Here is a 24,882-nt window from a genome sequence, read left to right on the forward strand (position 1 = left end):
CGCGTTGCTCGCCAACGACGGCCGGCTCGACGCGGGGATCGTGGGCTCTGTCGAGGGCGAGCAGGCTCGGTCCATGGCATGGAGCTTCACGCGCACCCGCCCCCTGGAACTGCTAGGCTGGGCCGATGGGACTCCTCGCCCGCCTGGGAGTGAGCTTTCGTCGCGGCTTTGGCCGGATCACGCCCGAGCCCTTCGTCCTCGCCGTCGGCCTGTCCTTGCTGGTGCTCGTCGCGGCGCTGGTCTTTGGTGACTGGCCGGGGCTGGGCGAGCGCAGCGGCGAGCCGCTGGCGAGGCTCGAGGCGGCGCTCGACGGCTGGGGTGGGTCGGGGCTGTGGAAGCTGCTCGCCTTCTCCATGCAGATGGTGGTGATCCTGGTGCTGGGCACGGCCCTGGCCGAGGCGCCGCCGGTGCGCCGGGGGATCACGGGGCTCGCCAGCCTGGCTCGAGGGCCGCGCATGCTCGTGGGCATCACCGCCTTCGTGAGTGTGGTGCTCTCGCTGCTCAGCTGGTCGCTGAGCCTGATCGGCGGGGCGCTGCTGGCCCGCGAGGCCGGACGAGTGGCGCGGGCGCGCGGCTGGACGCTGCACTACCCGCTGCTGTGCGCGGCGGCCTACACCGGGCTGATGTGCTGGCACGGCGGCTTCAGCGGGACGGCGCCGCTCAAGGCGACGACGGCCAAGGACATGAGCGAGGTCCTCGGGCCCGCGCTCGCCGAGCAGGTCGGGGTGATCCCGCTGAGCGAGAGCCTGCTCAGCCCGCTCAACTTGGTGATCAGCGGCGGGCTGCTGGTCCTGGCCACGGGGCTGTTCATGGCGATGACGCCGGCCGAGGGCGAGGACCCTTCGCCCATGGCCGCGCCGGCCGCCGTCATCGATGCGAGCCGGGAGAGCGAGAAGAGCGAGAGTGCGAGGGCCGAGGGCGCCGCCTTGCTCGATCGTCTCGAGCGCTCGCGTGCGGTGGTCTGGATGCTGGCGCTGCCGATGCTCGCGGCCCTCGGCTTTCGCTTTGCCCGCGGCGGCCTCGCCAGCCTCGACCTGAACACGGTCAACCTCTGCCTGTGGGTGGCGGCGCTGATCCTCCACGGGCGCCCGGACAGCTTCCTGGCGGCCTGCGAGCGAGGGATCCGCAGCTGCACGGGGATCGTGCTCCAGTTCCCGCTCTACGCCGGGATCATGGCGGTGATGGCCAGCTCGGGGCTCTCGGCGATGATCACCACCACGGTCGCCTCGGCGGGCCCCGATCTCATCGCCCCGCTGACCTTTTTGAGCGCCGGGCTGCTCAACTTGCTGGTCCCCTCGGGCGGCGGGCAGTGGGCGGTGCAGGGGCCGATCATCATGCAGGCCGCCGTCGACACCGGCGTGGCCCCGGGTCGGGTGCTGATGGCCATGGCCTACGGCGACCAGTGGACGAACATGCTTCAGCCCTTTTGGGCGCTGCCGCTGCTCGCCGTCACCGGGGTGCGGGCTCGGGACATCGTCGGCTATGCTGCGCTGTGGATGCTCGTCGGCGGGGCCTGGATCCTCGCCGCCCTCGCGCTGCTCCCCTGAGCCACTTTGGCTTGGAATGACCCCGAGCGCTCCCACGTCCGCAGACGCCATGGCCAAGCTCGACCGCATCGATCTCGCCGTCCACCAGGCCAAGGTCCAGGCCCACCGGCTGCTGCGCTTCGTGGCGGATCGCCGAGAGCCGGTGCCTCTGGCTCGTCACAGCCGGCTCCTGGTGGATCGCCCGGTGATCGCCGAGGACCGCAGCGCGCTGTGGAACCACGACATCCTCGCGGCCGATCCGCGGGAGTGGCCGCTCGAGGGGGGCAAGGTCGAGAACCTGCGGATCGCGGCGCGCTCCCTCGACGGCCTCGAGCTCGCGGCCGGGCAGGTGTTCTCGTTTTGGCGGCAGGTCGGCCCGCCCCTGCGCGCGCGCGGCTTCGTCGACGGTCGAGAGCTGCGCGAGGGCTGCGTGGTCCCGGGCGTGGCCGGTGGTCTGTGCCTGCTGTCCAACGCCCTGTTCGCCGCGGCCTCGCGGGCGGGCATGACCATGCTCGAGCGCCACGCTCACAGCCGCCGCCCGCCGGGCTCGCGGGCGGCCCTGGGCACGGACGCGACGGTCGCCTGGAACTACATCGACCTGCGCTTTTGCGCCGACTTCCCCTGGCGCCTCGAGCTTCGGCTCGACGCCGAGTGGCTGCACGTCGCCGTCCGTGGCGAGCGGCGGCGGACCGGGGTGAGCTTGAAGGTCGTCGAGGAGCGCCGGCAGGCCGAGCGGGGAGGGTGGTCCGGCGAGGCGCAGCCCAGCTGCATGTCTTGCGATCAGCCCTGTGGTCAGGCGCGCGCGCCCCTCGGGCCCGACGACGCGCGCGCTCGCTGGGGTCGGCGGGCGTGGCTCGTCGACGGCGTGTGGCCCGAGTTCTCCGACTATTTGCGCAGGCAGGGGCGCACGAGCGACCGCCTGCTCGCGCCCCTGCCCGGAGAGCAGCTCGCCGCGCTGCCGATCTCCGCGCTGGCCGGACCGGGCTCGCGCTACGCCTGGCCGCGGGCGGCCGTGGGTTCGCGCGAGTACTTCCCCGCGCGCGCGCTGACCCGATCTCTGCGCGCGCGCAGCCTCGCCAGCCAGGGCGCCGCTCGCCAGCGCGCGCTGCTGGCCGACGACGCCGCCCTCGCGGCCGCCATGGCCGAGGCCCTGGGCCCCGAGGACACCGCGCTCGTCGTCAGCCAGAACTTGCTGCCCTTCTTGTGGCGGCTGGGGGCGCTCGGGGGTCGGCGGGTCACGGTGCTGATGCAGCGCCTGCCCCTCGCGGCGCTCCAGGCTCGCCTCGACGAGGCGGCGGCGCAAAACCCCAATAGCCCGACCCTCGCGGACTTTCGCGCGGATCCGCAGCTGGTCGAGGACGAGGCGCGGGCCCTGGACGAGGCGATCGCCGTGGTCACGCCCCACGCCGAGGTCGCCGCCTGCTTCCCCGACAAGGCGGTGCGCCTGCGCTGGGCGGGAGGGCGCGCGCGTGCAGGCGGGCTCCTAGAGGGCGAGGCGTGGGCGGGCGAGGGGGGCGATCTGGACGCGCGGCGCGAGCCTGGGCGGCGCGAGGCCGACGCGCCGCTGCGGCTGTGGATGCCCACGAGCACCGTCGGTCGCAAGGGCGCCTGGGAGCTGCGCGCGGCCATCGAGCGCCTGCACGCCCTGCGGCCCGAGCTCGCGCTGCACCTGTGGATCTCCGGCCGCGAGCTCGAGGGCCCGCGCTTTTGGGCGGACACGGGCGCAACGCTGCACCAGGGCGCCCCCACGCGCCTCGACCAGCTCGACGCCGTGGTCTGCCCGGCGTGGGTCGAGCATCAGCCGCGCAGCCTGCTGCGGGCCGCCGCCGCGGGGGTGCCGGTGATCGCCTCTCGAGCTTGCGGTCTCGCGGGCGTGGCGGGGATCCGCGAGCTCCCCACGGGCGACCGCGACGCGCTCTTCGAGGCGCTGAGGGAGCTCCTGGGCGACGCCGAGGGAACCGAGGTCGCCGCCGCCGAGCCTGCGCGGCGATCGCATTCGCCAGAATCTGGGTCGACGATCCTCCCTTCGGTATAGGATCGTCATGAACGCGCTCGTGATGGGATCCCCGACCCACGACTCCACCGACACCCCCGCTGCTGCTGCTGCCGGGACCGCTCGGCCCCTGCGCGTGATGATCGCCGGCGGCGGCACCGGCGGGCACCTCTTCCCGGGCGTCGCCCTGGCCGAGCAGGTGCTCGCGGCCGGCGGTGAGGTCCGCTTCGTGGGCACGGAGCGCGGCATCGAGGCCCGGGTGATCCCCGAGCTCGGCTGGACGCTCGACCGCATCGAGGTCAGCGGGATCAAGGGTCGAGGCGTGCGCGGGCTGATCTCGGGGCTGCTGCGCCTGCCCAAGGCCTGGCTGCAGAGCCGGCGGATCATCGCGGGCTTCGACCCCGACGTGGTCGTGGGCGTGGGCGGCTACGCCAGCGGGCCGATTGTCGCCACGGCCTGGCTGATGCGCCGGCCCACGGCGATCCTCGAGCAAAACTCCGTCCCCGGGATCACCAACCGGATCCTGGGTCGGCTGGTCCGCAAGGTGTTTGCGACCTTCCCCGACGTCCACGGGCGCTTCCCGGCCCGCAAGGTCGTCCTCGCCGGCAACCCGATCCGCGCGGCCCTGGTCGAGCGCCTCGAGCAGGCCCGCTCCGACGCCAACGCCAACGCCGAAGCCACCAGCGCGGCGGGGGGACGTCCCCCACGGCTGTTCGTGTTCGGGGGCAGCCAGGGCGCCCAGGCGATCAACGGCGCGATGATCGAGGCCGCGGCCGCGCTGGCCGAGGCGCTCCCCGGCCTGGAGATCTGGCACCAGACCGGCAAGAGCGAGGTCGAGCGCGTGCGCGAGGGCTACGCCGCCGCCGGGCTGAGCGAGCCGCGGGTCCGCGCGGTGCCCTTCATCCGCGACATGAGCGAGCCCTACGCCTGGTGTGATCTGGTCTTGTGCCGAGCGGGCGCGACCTCGCTGGCGGAGCTGGCCGCGGTCGGCTGCCCGGCGCTGCTCGTGCCCTTTCCCCACGCGACCGACGACCACCAGACCCACAACGCCGCGGCGCTGGTCGAGGCTGGCGCGGCGCGGCTGATCCCCCAAAGTGAGCTCGACGCGGACCGTCTGGTCGCGGAGGTGGGGGGGCTGCTCGGAGACGAGGCTGGGCTCGAGAAGATGCGCCAGGCCATGCTCGGGGCTGCGCGCCCGCGGGCTGCGGCGGAGATCCTCGCGGGGCTCGGCGAGCTGGCGAAGCGCTGAGCTGCGCCAGCTCGCGGGGGGTCTCTCGCTGACGCTATGCTGCGTCAGCCATGGACACCCCCCTCGAGCGCGCAGAGAAGACCCTGGCCAGCCTCTTCGAGGGCGCACCGGCGCAGGCCGACGAGGCTCTGCGCGCGCTCGAGCGTGCGATTGGTGGCTGCGCCGATCCTGCGCGCCTCGGGGCGATCGCCGCGGCGCTGCCACGCGAGCTCGCAGGGCTCACGCCGGAGATCAACCTGCGCCTGCTGCGTGTCGCCGAGGCGCTGGTCGATCACGGCGTGGTCGCGCCGCGGGACGTCGACGCGCTCGCGCCGGCGCTGCGCGTCGCCTGGCTGCGCGTCTCGTTGCGCGCGGGAGCCTCTCTCGGGGCGCTCGACGAGCTGTGGCTGCTGCGCGCGCTCGAGGGCCCCGAGGGTCTCGCCCCGCACGCGGCGCGGGAGCCCTTCACGCTCTTGCGGCGCATGGCAGGGGCTGCGGATCCACGCTTGCGGGCGCGGGTCTGCCCGAGCCTCGGGCCGGCGATCGAGCACCTGGCGATCTCCCCGGCGCAGGCATTTGCGTGCCTCGAGGCGCTGGCCGATGCAGAGGACCTGCACACCCGCCGCGCCCGCTATCGGGCGCTCGGGCAGGTGTGGCTGCGCGTGCTCTCCCCGGCCGCCCAGGCCACGCGCGCGGGTTGGATCGCCGCGGGCCTCGAGGACCACGACCCCGTGGTGCGGGCAGCCAGCGTCGCGCTGGCGGTGGCGCTCGAGGGTCGAGACTGGTTGGCCGCGGCAGCCTGCGACGAGCGGCTCGACGAGGCGGCTCGCGGCGACGCGCTGGCGGGGCTCGGCGTGCTGGCGAACGAGGAGGACGTCGAGTACGCGCTGCTCCTGGCCGCCGCGGATCCCCTCGCCTTTGGGGCGAGCAGCCGCGAACACGTGCTCGCGGCGCACCGCCACGGCGCCTTCGTGCGCGAGCCGCTGCTCGCCACGCTGCTCGCGGCCTACGACGGGCACCTGGGCTGGCGCCCGGAAGAGCTCGTGCGCGTCGCTCACCTCGCCCGCCGGGCGCTGCCGGCAGCGCTCGCCGAGCTCCCCGCCAACGATCCGCGCTGGATCCGACGCGCGGGGATCCTCGCGGTCAGCGTCGACGTGGGCGCGCAGCAGGTCATCGCCGCGCAGCTTCGTGCCTGCGAGGCGCCGCGGGTGGCCGCGGCGCTGATCGACGCCGCCGCGCGCTCGCCAGAATTCGACGACGAGGCGGCGCTGCTCGCCTGGCTCGAGCGCCTGCCGGAGCAGGTGATCCCCGCGCTGCGGGTCAAAGGTGGTGAGGCCGCGATCCTCCGCCTGCGCGAGCTGGCGCTCGATGAGCGCTCGCCGGCGCCGCTGCGCAGCCTGGCGATCGAGAGCCTGTGGGCGCTGACCAAGGATCGCCGGGAGCTGATGCGTACGCTGTCTCGGCGCCTGGGCCCGCGCGAGAGCGGGCTCCTCGATCTTCGCCGCTTGCCCGCGCACGACGACCTGGCTGCGAGCCTGCTGCTCGAGCAGCCCTGGATCGAGGCAGGGCTGGCCGACTCACTCGATCCGCTCGAGCGCCTGACTCGGCTGTGCGCGAGCGACGAGATCGCGCTCCTGCCCGAGGTCACCCGCTGCTTTCGCCAGGTCTTTCGCCGCTATGTCGGCGAGGCCCTCGCCGGAGACTTTGCGGTCAAGCGCCAGCGCATGCCGGCGCTCGAGCAGCTGATCTACCGCTACGGTCGCCAGCTCGCCGCCAGCGGACGCAGCGTTCGTGGGTGGGCCGAGGCGGGCCCCGAGGGCGGCCGCGCGCTCCTGCTGCGCCTGGTGATCGACTGGCTGCGAGAAGATCCGCAGCCCGAGCCGGCGGTCTGTGTCGCGCTCTTCGAGACCCTCGGTCGTCACCGCCCCGAGGGCGTGGCGCTGCGCATGGTCGAGGACTTTTGGCGTCACCGCGAGGTCGAGCTGCGGCGCGCGGCGATCGAGGCGATCATCGGTGGCCAGGACGAGGAGGGAGGGGCAGGGCGAGAGATGCAGGCCGAGCAGGCCCGCGGTCTGGAGCGCTCGCTGGCCAGCCTCGTCGCCGCGGAGGAGCCCCGGCTGGCCCGGCAGGCGCTCGCGGCCGTCGCACGCCTCGAGGCGCGCTGGGCCGAGCCGCTGGTCCTCGCGGCGCTCGAGCGGCCGCAGATGGCGGTCAAGAAGGAGGCCGCGGCCGCGCTCGCGCGGGTCGGCAGCGCGCGGAGTGTCCCCGCGCTGCTGCGCTGGATCTCGCGCCACGACAACGTGGGGTTGCGCGAGCGCCTGCTCGCGGCGCTCGAGGCTGTCGCTGGGGCCTCGACGCTGGCGCTGCTCGTCGACGCGCTCGCGGGGGAGCCGGGGAGCGAGGAGCCCGTTGACCCGCGCCGCCGCGCGCTGCTCTACGACGCGATCAGCGGTCGGCTCACCCTCGCCGCGGCGCTGCGCCTGGCTCGCTCACCCCGGCCGACCCACGCGGCGCTCGTCGAGGCGGCGCTCGCTGGCGACGTGGGGATCCGCGGCGGGCGAGATGCGCTGGCCCGCGCGCTGCACCGCGAGAACCTGCGCCCGATCGCAGCCAAGCCCGAGGACCCCGCGCAGCGCCTGCGCCTCGAGGGCTTCTCCGAGGCGGGGGCCGAGGTCTTGCTCGCGGCCCTCGAGCGCGGGGAGGTCGAGCGAAGGGCGGTCTTGGCCGTGGCGCGCGAGGCCGCGGCGACGTGGCTGCGCTGGGTCGCCGAGCTGCCCCGCGAGCGCGCAGCGAAGCCCGCTGGGCTGGCGATCGAGGCTGCGGGTGCCGAGCAGCGCGAGCTCGTCGATGGCCTGCTGACGCTGCTCGAGTCCCTCGAGCCGGGCGCGCTCGAGCCTGGGATCCTCGCGGGGTTTTGCGAGCGCTGCCTCGTCGGCGCCTCGGGGACGCCGGGCCAGCGCTTGCGGGGGCTGGCCCTGCTGCGAGCGCAGCCGCCCTCTGGTCGCGCGGGAGAGCTCGGCGGCCTGCGGCGCTACGAACTGCTCGCCGAACTCGGCGGTCTGCGGACCCGCGAAGATCTCGACGCTTGCCTCGCGGATTGCCGGCTCGGGCCGCGGATGGCCAGCGAGAGCGAGGCGCTCTTGATCCGGGCGCTGGCCATCCCGAGCGCGGACACGGAGGCGGACCAGGCCCGTGAGCGCCGCGAGTTCGGCGAACGCGAGGCAGAGGAGCGCGCGGCGCTGCGAGAGGGCGCCGCGAGCTGGTACCGCAAGGAACCCGCCCAAGCCCGCGAGTGGCTCGACGCGGCGTTGCGCCGGCGGCCCCTCGGGCTGGTCGCGCCCGAACCGACACCGGCCCCCGCGAGCAGGCCTTCGACACCGCCACGGACGCGCGGGCAGCTCGCTGAATTGCTCGCGACCCTCGAAGACGAGGCGCAGCTGCCAGCGCAGCGCCAGCGCGCCGCCGAGCGCTTGCTCGCGTGGCCCGACGCGAGCCTCGTCGAGGACAGCTGGGGGCGAGTGCTGGCTGCCCACCTGCGTGGAGCGATCGAGTTGGAGTCGGCGCAGCTCGCTGCGCTCGTGGCCAGCGAGGCCGTGGTGATCGATCATTGGCCGCGAGAGGAGGGCCCGCGGCGCCGGGCTCGAGCCCTGCTGCCGCACCTGAGCGCGGCCGCAAAAGCTCGGCTTCTCCCGTTGTGGATCTCGGACTGGGAGGCGGAGCTCGACGGCGCGGAGGCGCTGCTGCGCGACGTGGGCCAGGCGCTGCTGCTCCCTCGGGCGTGGGATCGGGCGCTTCGGGGAGACGGCGCGCTCTTGGCCCTCCTGCACCGCGAAGAGCGGCCCTCGCTGGCCTTGCGCGCGCTGATCGAGCTCGTGGAGGCCCGCGACCCGGAGGCCGTCGCACACCTCTCGCCCCCACCTCCCGAGCCCGAGCTGGACGCGGACGCGCCGCTGACAGATCCGCTCGCGGGCAAGGACCTCGACGCGCTCATGGCGACGATCGAGGAGCGCGGCGTCGAGCTCGGCCTGGCGGTGCGGGCCGTCCACGCGCTCACGGAGCAGGGCGAGGGAGGTGTCGATGCGCTCGAGGCCCTGAGCTTGGATCGTCGCCCGCGTGTCCGCAGCGCGGCGCTCCGAGCCCTGCGCAAGGTCGCTTCGCGCGAGCGCAGCCTCGCCGCCGCAGCGGCCGTCTTGGAGATCGAGACACGCCGCGACGTGCTCATCTCGTTGATGGCGAGTCTCGGCCACGGCCGCCATCAGCCGGCGCGCTCGCGCTTGATCGACTACCTGCGTCACCGCGAGCCCAAGCTGCAGGAGGCGGCCGAGCGAGCGCTGATGGGCTGGGGGCCGACGCTGCTGCCGGACTTGCGGCGAGCGGCTCGCAAGGCGCGGCCGGACCATCGAAGGCACATCGAGGCGCTGATCGCGAAGCTCGAGGCCTGAGAGAGCGGCTCAGCGGTACTCGGTCGCCTCGACGCCGAGGCCGTCGACCCAGGGGAAGGGGTCGTTGCTGCTCGGCAGCGCGTTCGCGGGCCCGCGCTGGCTCAGGCCGAGGGTCAGCGTCGAAAAATCAATCAGCTCCGCGAGCATGCGCAGCTGAGCGCGGGCGGCCTCGAGCTCGACGCGCAGGCGATCGAGCTGCACGCGGATCTTCAGCGCCTCCTCGACGGTCTTGGCCCGCGCCAGGAGCAGCTCGAGCTGGGCGACGATCTCCTCGAGCACGCGGACGCGCGACTCGAGGTCGAAGTACTCCGCGGTGACGTCGTCGGCCTGGAGGGTCTCGGCGAGGACATCGCCTCGCTCCGAGAGCGCGTCGATGACCTCGAAGAGCGCGTCGGCGGGGACCCGCAAGGTGATCTGGTAGTCGTAGCGCGACTCGATCCAGCCGCCCCAGCGCTGCGGTACGGCCTCGGCGAAGGCCATGGTCGCGTCGCGGTCGTAGACGGCGAGGGCCAGCGAGGCGGTGGCACAAGGTGCCGCTCGGGACAGGAGATTGACTGCTTCAACGCTGGCAAAGGCATCTTCGCGGCGGGGCTTATCGAGATCCCTGGTGAATTGGCGATCCACTGCCAGTTGGGCCCCGCGGAGTCAGGCTCAGCTCTTGCCGACCTTCGGGCCGATGCCCGGAGGCGCCCAGCTTGGGCTGGTCGGACGCTTTTGACTCGGGGTGACACCAGGTGCTGCCATGATGCGACGGTCCATGGTGAGCTTGGTGTTCCCCGGTGGGTCTCGCTGACCTCGCGTGCAATCGCTGCGGCTCCTGGACGATCCAATTGCGGGCCGGTCAGAAAATTGACGCGTCGAGTCGAGGCGTGTTCAAGATTAAACGCATGCCAGTCAGCCACGCCGACCTGGTCGACAACACTGAAGACTTCGTCCGTGACTATCCCTTTGCGCTGCGGGACAACGTGGCCGTTCAGGGGAACAACAGTTGCCCGGTCTCCGGGTACAGCCCCGCCGCCTTCCAGAGCGCCCGCGATCAGGTCTGTCGGGGAGAAGGCGCGAGGGAGTGGTTCACCGTCAAATCGACCGCCGCCAACTACCGATGGGGCGCGGTGGAAGTCAGCCTCGAGGTAGGCATAGTCAAGACGGCCCAAGAACCGACCGCGACCGTGGCCCGCAGCAAAAAGCGGGCCTTCATACTGCCATGGGCGCGCAACGCCATCACGCGGGTGAAGCTCTCCGATCGAGCCGACTTCTTCTTCACCGCGCCACTGACGGGCTGCACCATCTTCGTCGACACGAACACCATGGGTGGACCGACGGTCTATCACGCCAACGCTAGCGACATTGGTAAACAAAGTGACAAAGATGTATTCATGCAAGGTGCATTTGAATGTTGGAGCAATCGGGCTCACAACGCCGCCGGCGTTCTCTCTTACGTCTCACGATCTCACATCGCTGTGAATGCCAAATCGACGCTCGCCATCGCCAAGGGGATGGCGAAGCGCACAGGCTGGCATTGGGAGAGCTTTGGCGTCAGGAGTGGCCGCTCGAATGTCAGTTGGCTGACCATCGGCGCCAACGTCATGGGGGTTCGGACCGATGCCGGCGCCTGGACCTTCTACCGGCAGGTCGTAGGAATCCTCGATTACGACCTTGCGAAATGGACATTGAGTGGAGGCACGCAGATCCGCAAGCACATCATGAGCACAAAAGAGTTCGCGGTGGTCTCGACTGGCGTGCTGGGCGCGTAAGGCTCACTGTGGCGCCATCTCGCTGGTCCGCTTTGTGAGACCAACGATGCGGGCGCCGGAAGATCCCCAGGCGCGCTGCTCGGACCGACGAACCAGCGAAACTGCGCGCCGCGGCGCCGGTGAGAGTCGATGACCGCGGCGATGCGCTCGTCGGCTTCGTCGGCGTCGAGGCGCACCAGGTAGCTGCGCACTCGAGGCTGCGCTCCCGGGTGGCGCCTGAACTTGCGCACCCAATCCCGTGAGAGGCCGCACCAGCGGCGCGCGTCATCGCCTCCAGAGCAAGATGGTCGACTTCGCCGGCTGGCACATGCCGTGCGGTGTCAGGGCGCTGTGTCTGGGTCGAGCGCGTTCAATCGCTCGACCATGTCAGTCGTGATGGCGCCACGGGTATCGCCGCGTCGGAAGACAGCAGCCCCTCGGGGCTGGCGGTTGTCGCCCCAGCACGAGACCCCGCCGTCCTCGACCACGGCGCAGCTGCTGTCTCCAGCCAGGGCCATGGCGGTGACGGGCGCCAGCTCTTGCACCGGCGCCGGTGTGGCGGACCAGGAGGGGCCTTCGCCTCGACCGAGCTGGCCGCTGCCGTTGTCACCCCAGCACCACAGCGCAGCGGCCTCGGTGCGGGCGCAGACGTGGGCGGCCCCGGCTGCGAGCGCCACGACCGGCGGCAAGCCATCGACCAGACGGGGCAGATGGGCCGGTGAGTCAGGGGTGGTTCCCCAACACCAGACCTCGGCCGTGCGCGTGCGGGCACAGGCCGAGGCTTCGCCCACCACGACGGCATCGACCGGCGGTAGATCGGCGACCACGACCGGCGCGAGGATGTCGACGGGCTCGCCGTCCTCGAAGAAGGACTCGCCCCAACACCGGGCGCGCCCGTCGGTCATGGCCACGCAGCCGCGGGAGCCGTACACGCTCAGGGACTGCACCCCCGTCATCTCGACCTCGTGGGCGCCGCGGAGCCAGGGCGGCGACTGGGCGTCGACCGGCAGCAAGGCGTCGAAGCAGCCGAGGCTGTGCTGCGAGAGCACGCAGCCCCAGCTGTCGCTGAAGGCGAGGACCGAGGGGCGCAGCGCGGGGGCCAGCAAGCGCCAGCCGTCTCGCGCGTACTGATGAAGGCCGCCGTCCAGAGTCGCAAATAGGCCGCTGGCGCCGAAGTCGGCCCTCGCCACCGCCTCGCCGACGAGGGCCGGCTTGGGTCGCTGGTCTTCGACCGCCGCCAGCGACCCACCCCAGCACCACAGCGCGCCGGCCTCGGTGCGGGCACAGGCGTCCGTCGGTCCGAGCAGCACGTCGACCGCCGGCGCGATGCCGGAGACGCGCCGGGGCCGAAGCACGCGCGGGGAGGACTCGGCGTCGCCGAGGCCGAAGCGATGGTTGTCTCCCCAGCACCACAGCCCCTCGTCCTCGTCGCGTCCGCAGCCGTAGTCGTCGCCGACGCGCAGCTCGACGATATGCTCGGCGCCGGGGATCCTTCGGGCGAGGGGAGCCGGCTCCGCGAGCGGCCAGCAGGCGACATCGCCGTCGTCGAGGCGGGCGCAAGCGAGGGCCTCACCGACCGCGACGGCGACCGCCCCCTGCAGCGCGGCGACCGGCTCGGCCTGGTCCTCACCGCGCCAGCAGGACACGCGGCCCGAGCGAAGCACAGCGCAGGCCTGCCGCGGGCCGACGTCGACATCGACGGCCTCCTCGACGTCGCGCCGGCGTCGGGCTCGGGCGCCGTCCTCCCAGCAAGACAGCCCGCCGTCGCGCAGCCGCGCGCAGCCGCGACCAGCGCTCGAGGCGACCGCGACGGCCTCGTGGACGCCACGAACGCGAGCGGAGCGGCCGTCCAGATCCCAGCAGCGCACGCCGGCGTCGGCGTGCACGACACAAAGACCGTACTCGGCGTCATCGTCGATGGCGGCGATGGTCCTCGACGCCGCGCTGCGGGCCCGCGTGGTCTCGGCGATCGTACAGCTCGAGCCCCACTCGGCGGTAGCGAGGCAAGCCGTCCGTGCGCTCGCGGGCAGGGTGTCCAGACCCTCCGGCGCCGGGAGCCGCTCGCTGCCCCAGCAGCCGGTGCGACCGGTCTCGGTGGTGAAGCAGGCCAGGGTCCCCCAGTCTCGACCGATCCACAGCCGACCCGCCGACATCGCCGTGACCGGCCCCCGCAGCGCGGGCTGGCCGTCGGGGGCGAGGACGAGCTCGGGTTCACGGGTCGCGACGCAGGCCGAGACCCCGAGCAGCAGCGAGGCCCCCAGGGTAGACGCCGCGCCGCTCGCTATCATGCCGCGAGGGCTGGTGTCCGGGCGCTGTCTCATGAGAGCGGCGAGACACTAACACGGCTCTCGAGGACCGTGATCCAGAGTCGGAGAGATGCCGGCGGCCCGGGTGAGCATCTTCCAGACGAAGTCGCCGAGCGGGTGGCCCCAGCAGAGCACTCGACCGCGAGCTCGCGGGCACAGGTCTGGCGCTTGCCGACCGCGAGCTCGACGACATCGTGCACTCGCGGCACTTCCTGCGGCTCGTCGACGACCTCGGGTGGGTGCATGCCCTCGGGCGTCGAGGCCTCGGCCGTGGTCGCAGCCTCACCCGCCGCGGGGCGACTCGGGGTGCACGCGGCCAGGACCGAGGACGAGAGCACTCACCTCGATCGGATCGCCCGTACCATGCACGACTATTCTACTCGCTGGCAGGGGGGCCGTGCATGGCCTTCAGCCGCGCGGCGGTCTTCGAGCGCTCGGACTGGTCGTAGTCGTGGCCGTAGGTCACGGAGTCCCACGCGCCGTACTCCGGGTTTGGGAGCATGAACCACTGGGTCCCCCAGCGCTGCGCGTGGGCCTCGACGACCGCGTCACGCTCGGCGGGGGTCTTCCCCTTGGCCGCGTCCCCGCCGGTGAAGTCCCCGAGCTGATCGCCAAAGAGCATCAGGATCCGGTAGTCCTGCGCCACGAGAGCCCGGCGGGAGCTCTTGTCGCTCGTCCACTCGGGGCGCTCGTTCTTGGTCAGGACCACGTCGATGTCCTCGGCGACGGGAAAGCCCGCCGCCACCAGGTTGGCGCGGGTGCTCGCCTCGAGCTTGCTGTCGCGGTTCGTGACGTAGAAGACGGTGACCCCCTGGCTGGCCGCGAAGGTCGTGAACTCGAGGGCGCCCGCCACCGGCTCGGCCGCCTCGAGCTCGCACCACGCGTCCCATCCTTCGGGGTGCTGGAGGTCTTCGTTGATCGCCTGGACCTGATAGGGAGAGTTGTCGAGGACCGTCTCGTCGACGTCGAGGATGACCGCCACGGGCTTGTCCGCTGCGTCCTCACCCTGCTCGAGGGCCGCGGCCCAGGCCTGATCTTTCAGCGCCGCCGGCAGCTGGAGCTTGGCGGCCATGTAGATCGTGCGCGTGGACGCGTGGTGCTCGGCGGCGCTCTGGGCGTAGAGCGTGGCGGTGATCTTGGGGTTGCTCGCGGGGTCGTAGGCCTCGTCCGCTTCGGACGCTGCGGTGGGCTCGGCGCTGTAGACCAAGGGGGGGTCGTGGCTGTCCTGGGTCTGGGTGTCGAGGCAGCCCGCGAGCAGAAGCGCGGACAGCTGGATGCAGCAAACTAGCCGAGTGGTGGTCATGTCTGGTTCAGGTGGAGTGCGGAGGCGTGTGGTGGTAGGGCAGCGAGGAGTGATGAGCCACGATCTTCAGGCCAGGCTTGGACTCGCGGTACGCAAAGGTGTACTCGACCTTCGTGATCTTTCCGCTGGTGTCCGTGAAGTAGTAGTTGCCCATTGCGAGCGCCATGTCGCTGGACATGGTCATGTTCGCGTTGATGAATTCGACCGCGATATAGGGCGCGAGCGCGAAGCCCTCGTCCTCTGGAAAGTCATGGTTCCCGCTCACGAAGTAAGACAGGGCGCCTTCGAAGGTCGGGCGGAACTGCCGGTGCTCACACTTGGTCGGCTTGAACAAGACCTCGTGTGTACCGTAAGCGTAGAGCTCCCGGATGTGCTGGGTGGCGCGCGCCGAGTAGTCTGCGCCGTTGGTGAACGCCGCGCCGATCTCGACGATCCCCCGACCCCACTCTTTTTGTGCCTCGAGGACCTGTGCTTTTGTGATTGCCATGGAGATAAGGTCACCAAAGTGAGCGGACTTGGCAAGCGCAGACGCTCGCGAGCGTCAGCGCCAGGGGGTCGGCGTCGCGCTGAGCTCGAAGTCGGCGCTCGAGTCGTCTGTGTCGATCGATTGTCCGTCGACCCGGCGACGCACCACCGCCTCGCCCGTGTAGGTCCCGGACGCGAAGGTGAAGCCGCGGTCGACGGACTGCGGGAGCCGCTTGAAGGCCTCGCTGTCGCCGTCCTTGACGATGTCGACGGCGTCGATGACCGCGGCGCTGGAGATTTGAACGAGCGTCCAACCTTCGTGTTCGAAGTAGGCGGCATCCTGCTCCGAGAGGATGGCGACGCTCGGGCCAAATACCGTAATTAGCCAGTCGTAGCCGGCGTTGTAGTGCAGCAGCTCGAGGTTGGGCGCCGTCGGCGAGTCCTCGTCCTGGCCGCTCTCGGCGACGTAGGTCTCGAAGTCTGCGCCGCTGAGATCCACGCTCGAAAAAGGGCTGTGGTTGACGCCGTCCTGGGCGATCAGCAGGCGCGCGCCGGGCTCGATCACCACGTCCTGCGGCTCACCGGGGATCCGCCACAGGTTTTGCATGTACACGTGCTCCTCGTCGTCGGCGAGCGCGTTTGGCTGGTCGCCGGCGTTGATCTCCCCGGCGAGGCCGAACACGTCTCCGATCAGCAGCCCGCCAGCGGCGACGGGCTCGTCGCTGATGTTTCGCAGCGCGATGAATTGGTCGGAGTAGTAGTGATCCGCGCCGCCCGCTGGCGGGCTGCCCGTGAAGTAGACCTCGTCGATGACGAGGCGTCCGCTCGGTAGGCTCGGCTCGGGGTCTTCTTCGCCAGCCTCGGTCTCGCCTGCGCTGTCCTCTTCTTCGGCGGCGTCCGCCGGCTCGCCGGCGCAAGCGAGATCGCCGCTGACGAGGATGAGGGCGAAGGCGAGATGCCGCTTCATCATGCAAGCCAATTGCATTAGAGTCTCGGGCATGTCAAGCGCATCACCCATGCGCGCTCGCGGCCTGGTCCTGCTCACGCTGGCGCTGGCCGGCTGCGACGCGGACGCATCGGCGGAGCTGGAGGAAGAGGACACGAGCGAGCTGCCCACGAGCGAGGCGGAGATCGAGCTGGGCCTCGGTCCCGTGGACTGGCGCGCGCTCGAGGAGGGGGACCCGGTCGAGCTCGTCGCGGGCCTTCAAGGCGGCTGGCACGTGGACCTGGCCGTGCGCGGGGAAGGGCTCGAGCCGGGCGGGCTGTGGCTGCGCTATGAAGCCCGCGATCCGAGCACCGGGGCCGCGTTGAGCTACGTGACCGAGGCCCTGCTCGACGAGGGCAACGTGCTGGAGACCGACGAGGGCTGGCTGCGCGTGGGGGATCGCGTGGTGTTCACCATCGACGGGCCCGAGGTCGTGGTCGGCGCGGAGGTCTGCCTGTTCGTGACGGTGACCAAGGGGAGCTGGGAAGACGAGGACTCGCGCTGTGTCACGATCGTCGATGAGCTGGGCTCCTAGGAGTGGCTAGATGCTCGACTGGTTGATCCTCGGTGCTGGCGTTCATGGCCTGCACGCCGCCGCCTGCCTGCGCTCGCAGGGGGCGAGGCTGCGCCTGCTCGATCCAAACCCGCGGCCGCTGAGCGAGTGGGACCGGCGGGCCGAGCTCCTCGGCATGAGCCACCTGCGCTCGCCCATCGACCAGGACATCGACGTCGGCCAGCTCTCGCTGCATCACTTCGCGGAGGCCCAGCCGCGGCTGGAGCCGGGCGCGTTCTCGGGGCCCTGTCGCGCGCCCTCGCTGGCGCTCTTTCGTCGTCACGTCGCGTGGATCCGCGATCGCCTCGGCCTCGACGCGCTGCTCGAGCGGGGCGTGGCTCGGAGCGTCGAGCTGGTCGAGGGGGGCGTGCGGGTCGAGAGCGAGGAGGGGAGCCTGCGCGCGCGTCGGCTGATCCTCGCGATCGGTCGGCCGCGGACGCAGGTGCCCGCGTGGGCCGAGGGCATCGGCGGCGCGGCCTTGCACGTATTCGACGGGGGCTTCGACCACGGCTCGCCTGGAGGCGCGGCCGTGGTCGTGGGCGGCGGGCTCTCGGCGGTCCAGCTAGCCTTGCGCTGGGCTCGCGCGCGGCCCGGTGAGACGACCCTGGTCTGCCGCCGACCGCCCTCGATCGCCGAGCTCGACGCGGCCCCACGTTGGGCACGCCAGCGCTGGTCGTGGCGCTTCGCCAACTTCTCCCTGGCTGGGCGGATGGCGATCCTCGACAGCGAGGTTCGCCGCGGGAGCGTCCCCTCGCAGGCGGCGGCCCGCCTGGCCAGGGCGCAGCGAAGCGGACGCCTGCGGGTCGTGTTCGGCGAGGTCTCCAGCGCGCGAAAGGAGGGCGGCGAGCTGCTGCTCTCGATCGACCATCACGGCGCGCTGCGCTGTCGCAGGCTCGCGCTGGCGACGGGCTTTGCCCGGGGCTTCGATGGCGTGCCGCTGTTCGAAGGGCTCGCCCAGACCCTCGGGCTCGAGCGCGGCCCGTGGGGGATGCCGCTGCTCGACGGGGCGCTGCGCTGGCATCCCCGGATCCACGTGCTCGGGGCGGCGGCCAGCCTCAGCCTCGGGCCGCTCGCGGCTAACATCGCGGGGGCTCGACTCGCGAGTGGCCGGCTCGCGTCCATGGGCCCAAGCTGAGCCGGGCGCCTCGCCATACCCGAGGCGAGGCCCTGTTCGGCTTGGCTGAAGCCTTCGACTCGTGGGCGTTGCCTGTGGCGCTTTGGCAGCGGATGACGATGGCGGCGAAACGACGCCGTGACACGGATGTGGTATGAATTCGCGGAAAGCAGAGACCTAGTGCGCGCACCAGAAGACTTGAAGGGCCCCAGGCTTGGAGCACCGGCCGCTGACTTCGTTGCTCGTCAGTCATTTGTGCCCGACAAACTCCCTCCTCGCGCCTCGTCAGCAGCCGGCGGTCCGGCGCCTGGGACCCTTCAAGTCCTCTGGCGCGCACACTAGTCAATATGAATACCTGTAAGATGAGTATCTGCACAGTGGCGCTGGTCATCTCTGCCTGCGTGACGCCCGAGGGCCCCGCCAGCGACGACGAGGGGACGACGACCGGGAGCGAGGAGAGCGGGAGCGGGACGTCGGGGGAGGGCGGGACGGAGGTCGGCGCCAGCGAGAGCAGCGACTCGCAAGGGGAGAGCGACTCCGTGGGCGACAGCGACTCCGTGGGCGACAGCGAGAGCGCTGGCGAGGAGTCCGATATGGGCGAGCCGGAGCCCAAGTGCGGGGACGGGCAGGTCGACGCCGAGCTCGGCGAGGAGTGTGACCTCGGGGCGCTCAACGCCGACGACGGCCAGTGCACGACGAGCTGTGCGCTGGCCGTGTGCGGCGACGGTCTCGTCTATCTCGGCGTCGAGATGTGTGACGACGGCAACCAGGACAACGACGACGCGTGCACGACCGCGTGCATGTCTCCCGGCTGCGAGGATGGGCTGATGAGCGGAGACGAGAGCGACGTCGACTGCGGCGGCAGCTGCCTGCCCTGCGTGCTGGGTCAGGCCTGCAGCGCGGCCACGGACTGCGAGACGGCTGGCTGCGTGGACGGGCAGTGCGTCTACACGCACAGCTGCGCGGCGATCGAGGCCGGCGATCCCGAGGCGCCCTCGGGCCGCTACACCGTGGACTTCGACGGCGAGGGGGAGGGCGAGCCCCAGGAGGTGTGGTGCGAGCTCGAGCGCGGCGGCGGGGGCTGGACCTTGGTGATGGTCTCGAGCGACGACGACCAGGCGAACTGGACCTGGGCCAACCGCGCCTGGATGGGCACAGATCCCACGGTCCTGGGCACCCTCGACGAGCTCAACCGTGACTTCAAGTCGCGGGCCTACAACGAGCTGGCGTTTCAGGATCTGCTGTTCATCCACCAACCCTCGGACGAGTGGGCGCAGTATGACGCGGTCGGCGACGGGAGCACGGACCTCGGCAGCTTCATCGCCGCGATCGAGGCCCCGGTGTGCGACTACGAGCTCGCGGGCAACGGCTACGTGATGACCGACGGTACGCTGATGGCCGAGGAGCAGGTCGATCCCGAGGAGCAAGAAGAGCTGGTCGAGGTGCTGTGCGACACCCAGCTCTACTTCAACGTCGGCGACCAGGAGGGCCCCGTCGAGGACTGCCTGGCGATGACCGCCTGCGCTGCGTCGAGCTACGGCCCGACGTGGAACCGCGGCGGGAACCAAGGCTGCGACTTCGACGACTCCAACATCGGCGGGCTGGGGCCGTCTTCTCCCTGCGAGTGCTGCAACGAGGGCATCGAGATGGTCGAGACCGTTGGCCGCGGCTTTGGTCGCATCCTCGAGCTCAACGTGGGGTCGCCCGGGACGGGAGAGATCTTCATGCAGGTGTACGCTCGCTGAGCGTTTTCTTGCCGGGAGCGTGGGCGATGCGGGCGCATGAGTCGTGCGAGGGCATGACTCGCGCCCGCAGTGGAGGCCCTCGTCGACGTGATGGTCTAGTGTGCGCGGCAGAGGACTTGAAGGGCCCCAGGCTTGGAGCACCGGCCGCTGACTTCGTTGCTCGTCAGTCATTTGTGCCCGACAAACTCCCTCCTCGCGCCTCGTCAGCAACCGGCGGTCCGGCGCCTGAGACCCTTCAAGTCCTCTGCCGCGCACACTAGCTTGGGCTTCGGCGGCGGCGAAGCGCGCCAACGAGGCTGAGCAGGACGAGGGAAAGGGAACCTCGACGGTGCGCGGGGGAGCTGGCGTCGCAGCTACATCCGCCCTCGTCGTCGAGGCCAGCGCTGTCGCCACCGCTCTCGTCGTCCCCCGCTTCGTCGCCGCCGGTCTCATCACCCTCGTCACCCTCATCGTCGCCCCCCTCATCGGGGAAGCACTCGGCGACGAAGTCCGGCGGCCCGATGCACAGCCCGGTCTTGGCCGAGCTGTCGAGGTTCGCGGGCAAGGTTGCGACGATCCAGTAGCCGCCCGCCGCCCGCTCGCCCAGGTCGATCGGCCCGGTCAGGTCGGCGCTCCACTCGAGCACCTCGGCTTCCACGGGCCCGTCGAGGGCGCCCTCGGCGACGGGGTGCAGCGAGAAGCGCAGCTGCGGGTGCAGGGTGTCGACGCCGGCCGCGAGCGGTCCGCCGGCGTGCTCGATGTGATAGTAGCGCGCGGCCAGAGGCGAGATCCGCTCGTCGTCGTCGGCGAAGGTCGGGCCCGAGGCGGTCGCCAAGATCCCGTCGAGCTGGTCGGCGAAGTCGTAGCCCTCGACCACGCCCGCGCGCGGGCCGGTGGCGAGGTTGAGGCGGACGAACTCGATCCACGCGGCCTCGAGGCTGTCGTCGGCGGCCTCGAGGGCCGCGGCCACGCCGGCGACGATGTCGACGTCCTCGCCGTCGCTGCTCTCGCTGGCGAGCTGCAAGGCGACGTCGAGGGCGGCGCCGTGGCGCTCGTGGAGGAACCACCAAAACAGCGCGGTGCCGTAGGCGAAGCTCTGCACCGGGCCCGAAGGCGGCTTGTTCAGCGGGCGCTCGCTGAGCTCGAGGTAGGCGTCGCACTTGGCCACGAAGTCGGGGCTCTCGGGCCAGTAGATCCGCTGGGCCCAGGTCGCCGTGCCCTCGCTGAACCAGGTCGGCTGGGACCCGTCGTAGGCGGCCTGGACGGCGTGGAAGAGCTCGTGGGAGACGACGGTGTCGACGGCGGCGGCGAGGCTGGCGTAGCCGTAGCCGGAGAAGTCATTCTCGATCGCAAACCATCCGGCGCAGTGGCGCGGGGCCGAGGCGCAGGCGTCGACGGAGAAGGCCCCGTCGGCCGAGCCCTGAAAGTCGACCAGGTAGATGTCGAAGGCCTCGCTGCCGCCGAGCTCCCCGAGCCCGAGCTCGGCCTCGGACACCGGCGGGCGAAAGCCGAGCTCGGCGTAGAGCGCGAGGGACTCGGCGGCGACGGCCGCGATGTCCTCGACGTAGTCGGGCACGCCGCTGTCGTCGTCGTCGTCGAGGATCGTGACGCTCGGGCCGGAGACGGCGTAGTGGATGCGCAGGCCCCCGCCGGGCGCGTCCCAGGACGTGACCTCGTCCTCGTCGGCGAAGGTCCATAGCCCGCCTTCGGTCGGCCGCGCCGCGTGGGCGGTGGCGCAGGTCAGCGCCGCCAGGACGCAGGCGGGGAGGGCCAGAGAGCGCGCGCGCGAGGGCTTCACAGGAAGCGCCACCGCCAGGTGACCTCGGCCGAGCCGGTGCCCATGGTTCCGCTTTGATTGCATGTTTCTTGACCCTCGGCGTAGTAGGCGTCGACGACGAACTTGACCACGCCGGCGTCGCCGAGGTCGATCAGGTAGACCTGACCCGTGGTCGTCACGCAGCCGGTGTAGCCCCACCACTGCGCCATGTTGTAGTTGGGGTTGCCCGCGAGCCCCGAGGCGTCTTCGATCAGCACGCATTCGTCGTCGTAGAAGTTCTCGACCGAGAAGCTCGCGTCGCCAGGGACGGCGTCGATGTCCGCGTAGGCGCCGTTGGCCGAGGCGACCGTGACGCAGCCGGGGCCGGCGCTGCCGCTGTTGACCCGGATGCCGTAGCGCTTGGTTGCGATATGCCAGTCGGCGGAGCTCAGCGCGTCGTAGTCGTCGATGTCGAGCTTCTCCAGGCCGGCGGCGCCAAAGCGCATGTACACCCAGGGGTTGGTCGCCGCGTTCGCGGTCCCGCCGGCGGTCGCGTCGACGCTCGACACCCAGTCGTCGCCCTCCTGGACCGAAGACACCGCGCCCTCGGCCACCTTCTCTTGCAAGGAGAGGTCGAGGATCAGCGCGTCCTCGCAGGGGATGTCCCCGCACAGCTCGCCCTCGCCGGTGTCGGTGGTCTCGCCGACGTCGGTGCTCTCCTCGCCGACGTCGGTGTCGGTGTCGGTGTCGGTGTCGGTTGTATCGTCGCCAGCCTCGGTGTCGGCGGTCTCGCTGCTGCCGGTCTCACCGCTCTCGTCGGTGTCGGCTCCGGCGTCGTCGGTGCAGGCTCCGCTCGAGACGAGGAGCGCGAGGGCAGGAGCAAAGATAAAAATCTTCCTGATCATGAAAGTGATTTTCAATTCTTTTCATCTTAATTCGAGGTCAAAACGGCTTTTTCGTCGAGACTAAACTCTCTTTTAAGGATTTTGAATATGGTTTTCATTTTTGTTAAATTTCTTGGGCTTGGATGCGGCTCAGCCTCGCCATGACCTGTCTGCTCGCCATCTCACTGCTCCCGAGGTCCGCCCGCGCGGGGTCGGGGCCTGGAGAGGACGCGCGCGTGGAAGCGGGGGAGGCGGGCGAGGGAGAGAGCGAAGAGAGTCAAGAGGGCGAGGGTGGTGAGGGCGACGCGGACGACGATGATGATCGCGCGCGCGAGGATCGTGCGCGTCGCATCCCTCGCGGCGAGGCGGATCCACGAGAGCGGGTCATCGAGGTCTCGACCGGGACGCGGACCAAGCACGACGCGGCCACGGCTCCAGTCGCGACCACGGTGATCACGCGTCAGGACATCGTCGACTCCGGCGCCGAGGACCTCTCCGAGTTGCTCGAGCAGAGCGACGCCAGCATCCAGACCACCGAGGGCGTGGGCGGCACGGAGCTGTCGCTGCGCGGCTTCGACACCGAGCAGGTGCTGATCTTGATCGACGGCCAGCGCGTGACCGGGCGGGTCAACGGGACCATCGACCTGTCGCGCTTCACCGTCGAGAACATCGAGCGGGTCGAGGTCGTGCAGGGCGCGGGCTCGGTGCTGCACGGCTCCGACGCGGTCGGCGGGGTCGTCAACATCATCACGCGCCAGCCCGAGCCGGGCGTGCAGGGCGAGGCCCACGCGGCCTACGGCAGCCGCAACACCGTCGACGCGAGCGGGCGGATCTCCGGAGGCATGCGCCGCTGGCAGCTCTCGGGCTTCGGCGGCTACCACCGCACGGACGGCTGGGACGCGGACCCCAGCGACGAGGCGACGACCGGGGACCAGGTGAGCACCTGGAACGCGGGGCTCTCCGGCAATTTTCGCCCGGTCGAGGGGCTGCGCCTGGGGATCGCGGGCACCTATCTACGCCGCGACAGCCGCGGGACCGACGTGAACACCAGCAACGCGATCCTCGATCGCCGCAACCTCAGCGAGACCGCCGACACCACGCTGAGCGTGGACTGGAGCGGCGCCGACAGCCACCTGCGCGGGACGCTGCACTACAACCTCTTTCACGATCAGTTCCGCCAGGACCAGCGTGGTGACGACGCCCTGGATCAGTACCAGCCGACGGTCGACCAGCTCGTCCAGGCGGACCTCCAGTACGACCAGATGGTTGGCCGCCACGTGTTCACGACGGGGCTCGACGTCCAGGCCGAGTGGCTGCGCACCGATCGCATCGCCGTGGACACCGCGGCCAGCGACCTCGCCGAGCGCCAGCGCGTGGCGATCTTCGTGCAGGACGAGTGGACGCCGAGCCTGCACCCGCGGATCACCGTGCTGCCGGCGCTGCGCCTCGACTACGACTCGCGCTTTGGCCTGTATCCGACGGGGCGCCTGGCGCTGCTCGCCGCGCCGCTGGAGACCCTGACCTTCCGCGTGTCCTATGGCCGCGGCTACCGGGCGCCGGGCTTTCGCGAGATGTACCTGCTGTTCGCCAACTCGGGGGTCGGCTACCGCGTGCAGGGCAACCCCGCGCTGCAGCCCGAGCAGGCCTGGACCCTGGACCTGGGCATGAGCTGGCTGCCCCGCGAGGACATCACCGTGCGCGTGGGCGTGTTCGACAACCAGCTGCGCGACCTGATCACCGTGGACCTCGTCGAGACGGGCGAGGCCGGCGGCCTCGACGTGTACAGCTACGTCAACGTCGGCTCGGCCTACGTGCGCGGGGCCGAGGCCGCGGCGTCCTTCGCGTTCTTGCGCTGGTTCGAGGCCGAGGGCAGCTACACCTTCTTGCACGCCCGCGAGCACGGGACCGGGCTGCCCCTGCCCGGGCGGGCGGCGCACCAGGGGACCTTCGCGCTGCGCTTTCACCAGCGCAGCTGGGGAACCAGGGCGGTCGTCCGCGGCCGCGTCGTGGGTCGCCGGGCCTACTCCGTGGACAGCGAGGCGATCACCTACGCCGATCCCTACGCGTCCATCGACCTGCGCATCAGCCAGAGCTTCCTGCGCTACCTGACCGCCTTCGTGGGCGTCGAGAATTTGCTCGACGCCGGCGACGCGCTCGCCAACCCCATCGCCCCCCGGTCTTTCTACGGGGGCCTGACATTTCGCTACTGAGGACGAAGTCATGCATCGCAAGTCCAACCGACCGAACTTTTTGCCGCTGCTGCCCGCGCTGTTGATCGCGGGCCTGGCCCAGGCCTGCGTCGAGGACATCGGCTTCGACGACGAGGACCAGGGAGAGGACGAGACCGCGGACACCGGCGAGGACGCGGGGGAGCACATCAGCAGCAGCCAGGACGGCGAGGTCACGACCAGCCTCGTCGACGCGAGCAGCGAGTCGGACTGGGTCTACTTCGATCTCGATGGCTCCGCCGAGGTCACGGACGCCGACGCCTGGGAGCTCGGCCTGCGCCGCTTCGAGATCATCGTCAACGGGGGGATCAGCGGCGACGCGGGGGTCGAGGTTGCGATCCTCGAGGGCGTGGATCTCGACGAGGTCGACGCCGCGCCCGAGGACGCCGAGTGGGTCACGGACGCGGTCGACGCGGACGACGACGGCACGGACGAGCTCGTGTTCATCGACTGGTACGACTACGACTTCACGACGCACCTGCTCAGCCCCAAGCAGCGGGTCTACGTGGTCCGCTCGAGCGAGGGGGCCGACTTTGGCGTGCAGATCGACGGCTACTACTCCGAGGCGGGGACGTCCGGGGTCCTGACGCTGCGCTGGAAGCCCCTGGGTTGAGTCATGACGGTGGCTGCAAGCGCGCGGGG

Annotated in this window: 18 protein-coding genes; 10 read left to right on the forward strand and 8 right to left on the reverse strand. The window is 71.1% G+C overall.

Annotated elements, in window-relative coordinates:
- Window positions 1–125: 125 nt before the first annotated feature.
- From G6O69_RS18640 to G6O69_RS18655, 4 genes are read left to right on the forward strand one after another with little or no spacing between them, the layout of a single operon-like run.
- Window positions 126–1,547 (forward strand): TIGR00366 family protein, encoded by a 1,422-nt coding sequence (locus G6O69_RS18640; RefSeq protein WP_172304853.1) that lies wholly within the window; start codon window positions 126–128, stop codon window positions 1,545–1,547.
- 49 nt (window positions 1,548–1,596) lie between these two features.
- On the forward strand, window positions 1,597–3,561 hold the full coding sequence (locus G6O69_RS18645; RefSeq protein ID WP_172304854.1) for a VanW family protein: 1,965 nt from the start codon (window positions 1,597–1,599) through the stop codon (window positions 3,559–3,561).
- Window positions 3,562–3,568: 7 nt separating this feature from the next.
- A complete protein-coding gene (murG, locus tag G6O69_RS18650) occupies window positions 3,569–4,768 on the forward strand; it encodes an undecaprenyldiphospho-muramoylpentapeptide beta-N-acetylglucosaminyltransferase (RefSeq protein ID WP_172304855.1) in 1,200 nt (399 codons plus the stop codon).
- 50 nt (window positions 4,769–4,818) lie between these two features.
- Window positions 4,819–9,189, forward strand: coding sequence for a HEAT repeat domain-containing protein (locus tag G6O69_RS18655; RefSeq protein WP_172304856.1), 4,371 nt, complete (start codon window positions 4,819–4,821; stop codon window positions 9,187–9,189).
- A 9-nt stretch (window positions 9,190–9,198) separates the two neighbouring features.
- Here the strand turns inward: G6O69_RS18655 and G6O69_RS18660 are convergent, their stop codons facing one another.
- Entirely contained in the window at window positions 9,199–9,813 is a 615-nt protein-coding gene (locus tag G6O69_RS18660; RefSeq protein WP_172304857.1) for a DUF4349 domain-containing protein, read from the reverse strand.
- A gap of 245 nt (window positions 9,814–10,058) precedes the next feature.
- Between G6O69_RS18660 and G6O69_RS18665 the strand changes: the two genes are divergently transcribed.
- The gene (locus tag G6O69_RS18665; protein ID WP_172304858.1) at window positions 10,059–10,943 is read left to right on the forward strand and encodes a hypothetical protein; all 885 of its coding nucleotides are present in this window, start codon (window positions 10,059–10,061) and stop codon (window positions 10,941–10,943) included.
- 320 nt (window positions 10,944–11,263) lie between these two features.
- On the opposite strand, the gene G6O69_RS18670 is transcribed toward G6O69_RS18665, so the two are convergent.
- Genes G6O69_RS18670 through G6O69_RS18690 form a run of 5 tightly spaced genes read right to left on the reverse strand, consistent with a single transcriptional unit; the run spans window position 11,264 to window position 15,966 of the window.
- The gene (locus tag G6O69_RS18670; protein ID WP_172304859.1) at window positions 11,264–13,243 is read right to left on the reverse strand and encodes a hypothetical protein; all 1,980 of its coding nucleotides are present in this window, start codon (window positions 13,241–13,243) and stop codon (window positions 11,264–11,266) included.
- Window positions 13,240–13,566: a hypothetical protein gene (locus G6O69_RS18675; RefSeq protein WP_176396946.1), complete on the reverse strand. Its 327-nt coding sequence runs from the start codon at window positions 13,564–13,566 to the stop codon at window positions 13,240–13,242. The genes G6O69_RS18670 and G6O69_RS18675 overlap by 4 nt, the downstream gene beginning before the upstream one ends.
- Before the next feature lie 38 nt (window positions 13,567–13,604).
- Window positions 13,605–14,531 carry an HAD family acid phosphatase gene (locus tag G6O69_RS18680; RefSeq protein ID WP_172304860.1) on the reverse strand — a complete coding sequence of 309 codons (927 nt, stop codon included), beginning with the start codon at window positions 14,529–14,531 and terminating at the stop codon, window positions 13,605–13,607.
- A gap of 7 nt (window positions 14,532–14,538) precedes the next feature.
- Entirely contained in the window at window positions 14,539–15,018 is a 480-nt protein-coding gene (locus G6O69_RS18685; RefSeq protein WP_172304861.1) for a phosphoribosyl-AMP cyclohydrolase, read from the reverse strand.
- A gap of 54 nt (window positions 15,019–15,072) precedes the next feature.
- The gene (locus tag G6O69_RS18690; protein ID WP_172304862.1) at window positions 15,073–15,966 is read right to left on the reverse strand and encodes a DUF4876 domain-containing protein; all 894 of its coding nucleotides are present in this window, start codon (window positions 15,964–15,966) and stop codon (window positions 15,073–15,075) included.
- Between the two features lie 28 nt (window positions 15,967–15,994).
- On the opposite strand from G6O69_RS18690, the gene G6O69_RS18695 reads away from it, so the two are divergent.
- The 3 genes from G6O69_RS18695 (at window position 15,995) to G6O69_RS18705 (ending at window position 19,393) form a co-directional block, all read left to right on the forward strand.
- Entirely contained in the window at window positions 15,995–16,516 is a 522-nt protein-coding gene (locus G6O69_RS18695) for a hypothetical protein (RefSeq protein WP_172304863.1), read from the forward strand.
- A 10-nt stretch (window positions 16,517–16,526) separates the two neighbouring features.
- Entirely contained in the window at window positions 16,527–17,669 is a 1,143-nt protein-coding gene (locus tag G6O69_RS18700) for a SidA/IucD/PvdA family monooxygenase (RefSeq protein ID WP_172304864.1), read from the forward strand.
- A gap of 341 nt (window positions 17,670–18,010) precedes the next feature.
- Window positions 18,011–19,393 (forward strand): fibrinogen-like YCDxxxxGGGW domain-containing protein, encoded by a 1,383-nt coding sequence (locus G6O69_RS18705; RefSeq protein ID WP_172304865.1) that lies wholly within the window; start codon window positions 18,011–18,013, stop codon window positions 19,391–19,393.
- A gap of 256 nt (window positions 19,394–19,649) precedes the next feature.
- Here G6O69_RS18705 and G6O69_RS18710 read toward each other — a convergent pair whose 3' ends face one another.
- Window positions 19,650–21,182: an MXAN_6640 family putative metalloprotease gene (locus G6O69_RS18710; protein WP_172304866.1), complete on the reverse strand. Its 1,533-nt coding sequence runs from the start codon at window positions 21,180–21,182 to the stop codon at window positions 19,650–19,652.
- Entirely contained in the window at window positions 21,167–22,033 is an 867-nt protein-coding gene (locus tag G6O69_RS18715) for an HmuY family protein (protein WP_172304867.1), read from the reverse strand. Before G6O69_RS18715 ends, G6O69_RS18710 begins: the two co-directional genes overlap by 16 nt.
- A gap of 122 nt (window positions 22,034–22,155) precedes the next feature.
- On the opposite strand from G6O69_RS18715, the gene G6O69_RS18720 reads away from it, so the two are divergent.
- Both G6O69_RS18720 and G6O69_RS18725 read left to right on the forward strand, forming a co-directional pair.
- Window positions 22,156–24,222, forward strand: a complete 2,067-nt coding sequence (locus G6O69_RS18720) for a TonB-dependent receptor (RefSeq protein WP_176396947.1) — start codon at window positions 22,156–22,158, stop codon at window positions 24,220–24,222.
- Between the two features lie 10 nt (window positions 24,223–24,232).
- The gene (locus G6O69_RS18725) at window positions 24,233–24,853 is read left to right on the forward strand and encodes an HmuY family protein (protein ID WP_172304869.1); all 621 of its coding nucleotides are present in this window, start codon (window positions 24,233–24,235) and stop codon (window positions 24,851–24,853) included.
- Window positions 24,854–24,882 lie beyond the last annotated feature (29 nt).

The sequence above is a fragment of the Pseudenhygromyxa sp. WMMC2535 genome, assembly GCF_011083025.2.

Bases quoted from the DNA above. Each gene is read 5' to 3' on its own strand.
- G6O69_RS18725 (WP_172304869.1), top strand. From the start codon at position 24,233: ATGCATCGCAAGTCCAACCGACCGAACTTTTTGCCGCTGCTGCCCGCG.
- G6O69_RS18645 (WP_172304854.1), top strand. From the start codon at position 1,597: ATGGCCAAGCTCGACCGCATCGATCTCGCCGTCCACCAGGCCAAGGTC.
- G6O69_RS18715 (WP_172304867.1), bottom strand. From the start codon at position 22,033: ATGATCAGGAAGATTTTTATCTTTGCTCCTGCCCTCGCGCTCCTCGTC.
- G6O69_RS18720 (WP_176396947.1), top strand. From the start codon at position 22,156: ATGCGGCTCAGCCTCGCCATGACCTGTCTGCTCGCCATCTCACTGCTC.
- G6O69_RS18700 (WP_172304864.1), top strand. From the start codon at position 16,527: ATGCTCGACTGGTTGATCCTCGGTGCTGGCGTTCATGGCCTGCACGCC.
- G6O69_RS18705 (WP_172304865.1), top strand. From the start codon at position 18,011: ATGAGTATCTGCACAGTGGCGCTGGTCATCTCTGCCTGCGTGACGCCC.
- G6O69_RS18690 (WP_172304862.1), bottom strand. From the start codon at position 15,966: ATGATGAAGCGGCATCTCGCCTTCGCCCTCATCCTCGTCAGCGGCGAT.
- G6O69_RS18685 (WP_172304861.1), bottom strand. From the start codon at position 15,018: ATGGCAATCACAAAAGCACAGGTCCTCGAGGCACAAAAAGAGTGGGGT.
- G6O69_RS18680 (WP_172304860.1), bottom strand. From the start codon at position 14,531: ATGACCACCACTCGGCTAGTTTGCTGCATCCAGCTGTCCGCGCTTCTG.
- G6O69_RS18695 (WP_172304863.1), top strand. From the start codon at position 15,995: ATGTCAAGCGCATCACCCATGCGCGCTCGCGGCCTGGTCCTGCTCACG.
- G6O69_RS18655 (WP_172304856.1), top strand. From the start codon at position 4,819: ATGGACACCCCCCTCGAGCGCGCAGAGAAGACCCTGGCCAGCCTCTTC.
- murG (WP_172304855.1), top strand. From the start codon at position 3,569: ATGAACGCGCTCGTGATGGGATCCCCGACCCACGACTCCACCGACACC.
- G6O69_RS18670 (WP_172304859.1), bottom strand. From the start codon at position 13,243: ATGAGACAGCGCCCGGACACCAGCCCTCGCGGCATGATAGCGAGCGGC.
- G6O69_RS18640 (WP_172304853.1), top strand. From the start codon at position 126: ATGGGACTCCTCGCCCGCCTGGGAGTGAGCTTTCGTCGCGGCTTTGGC.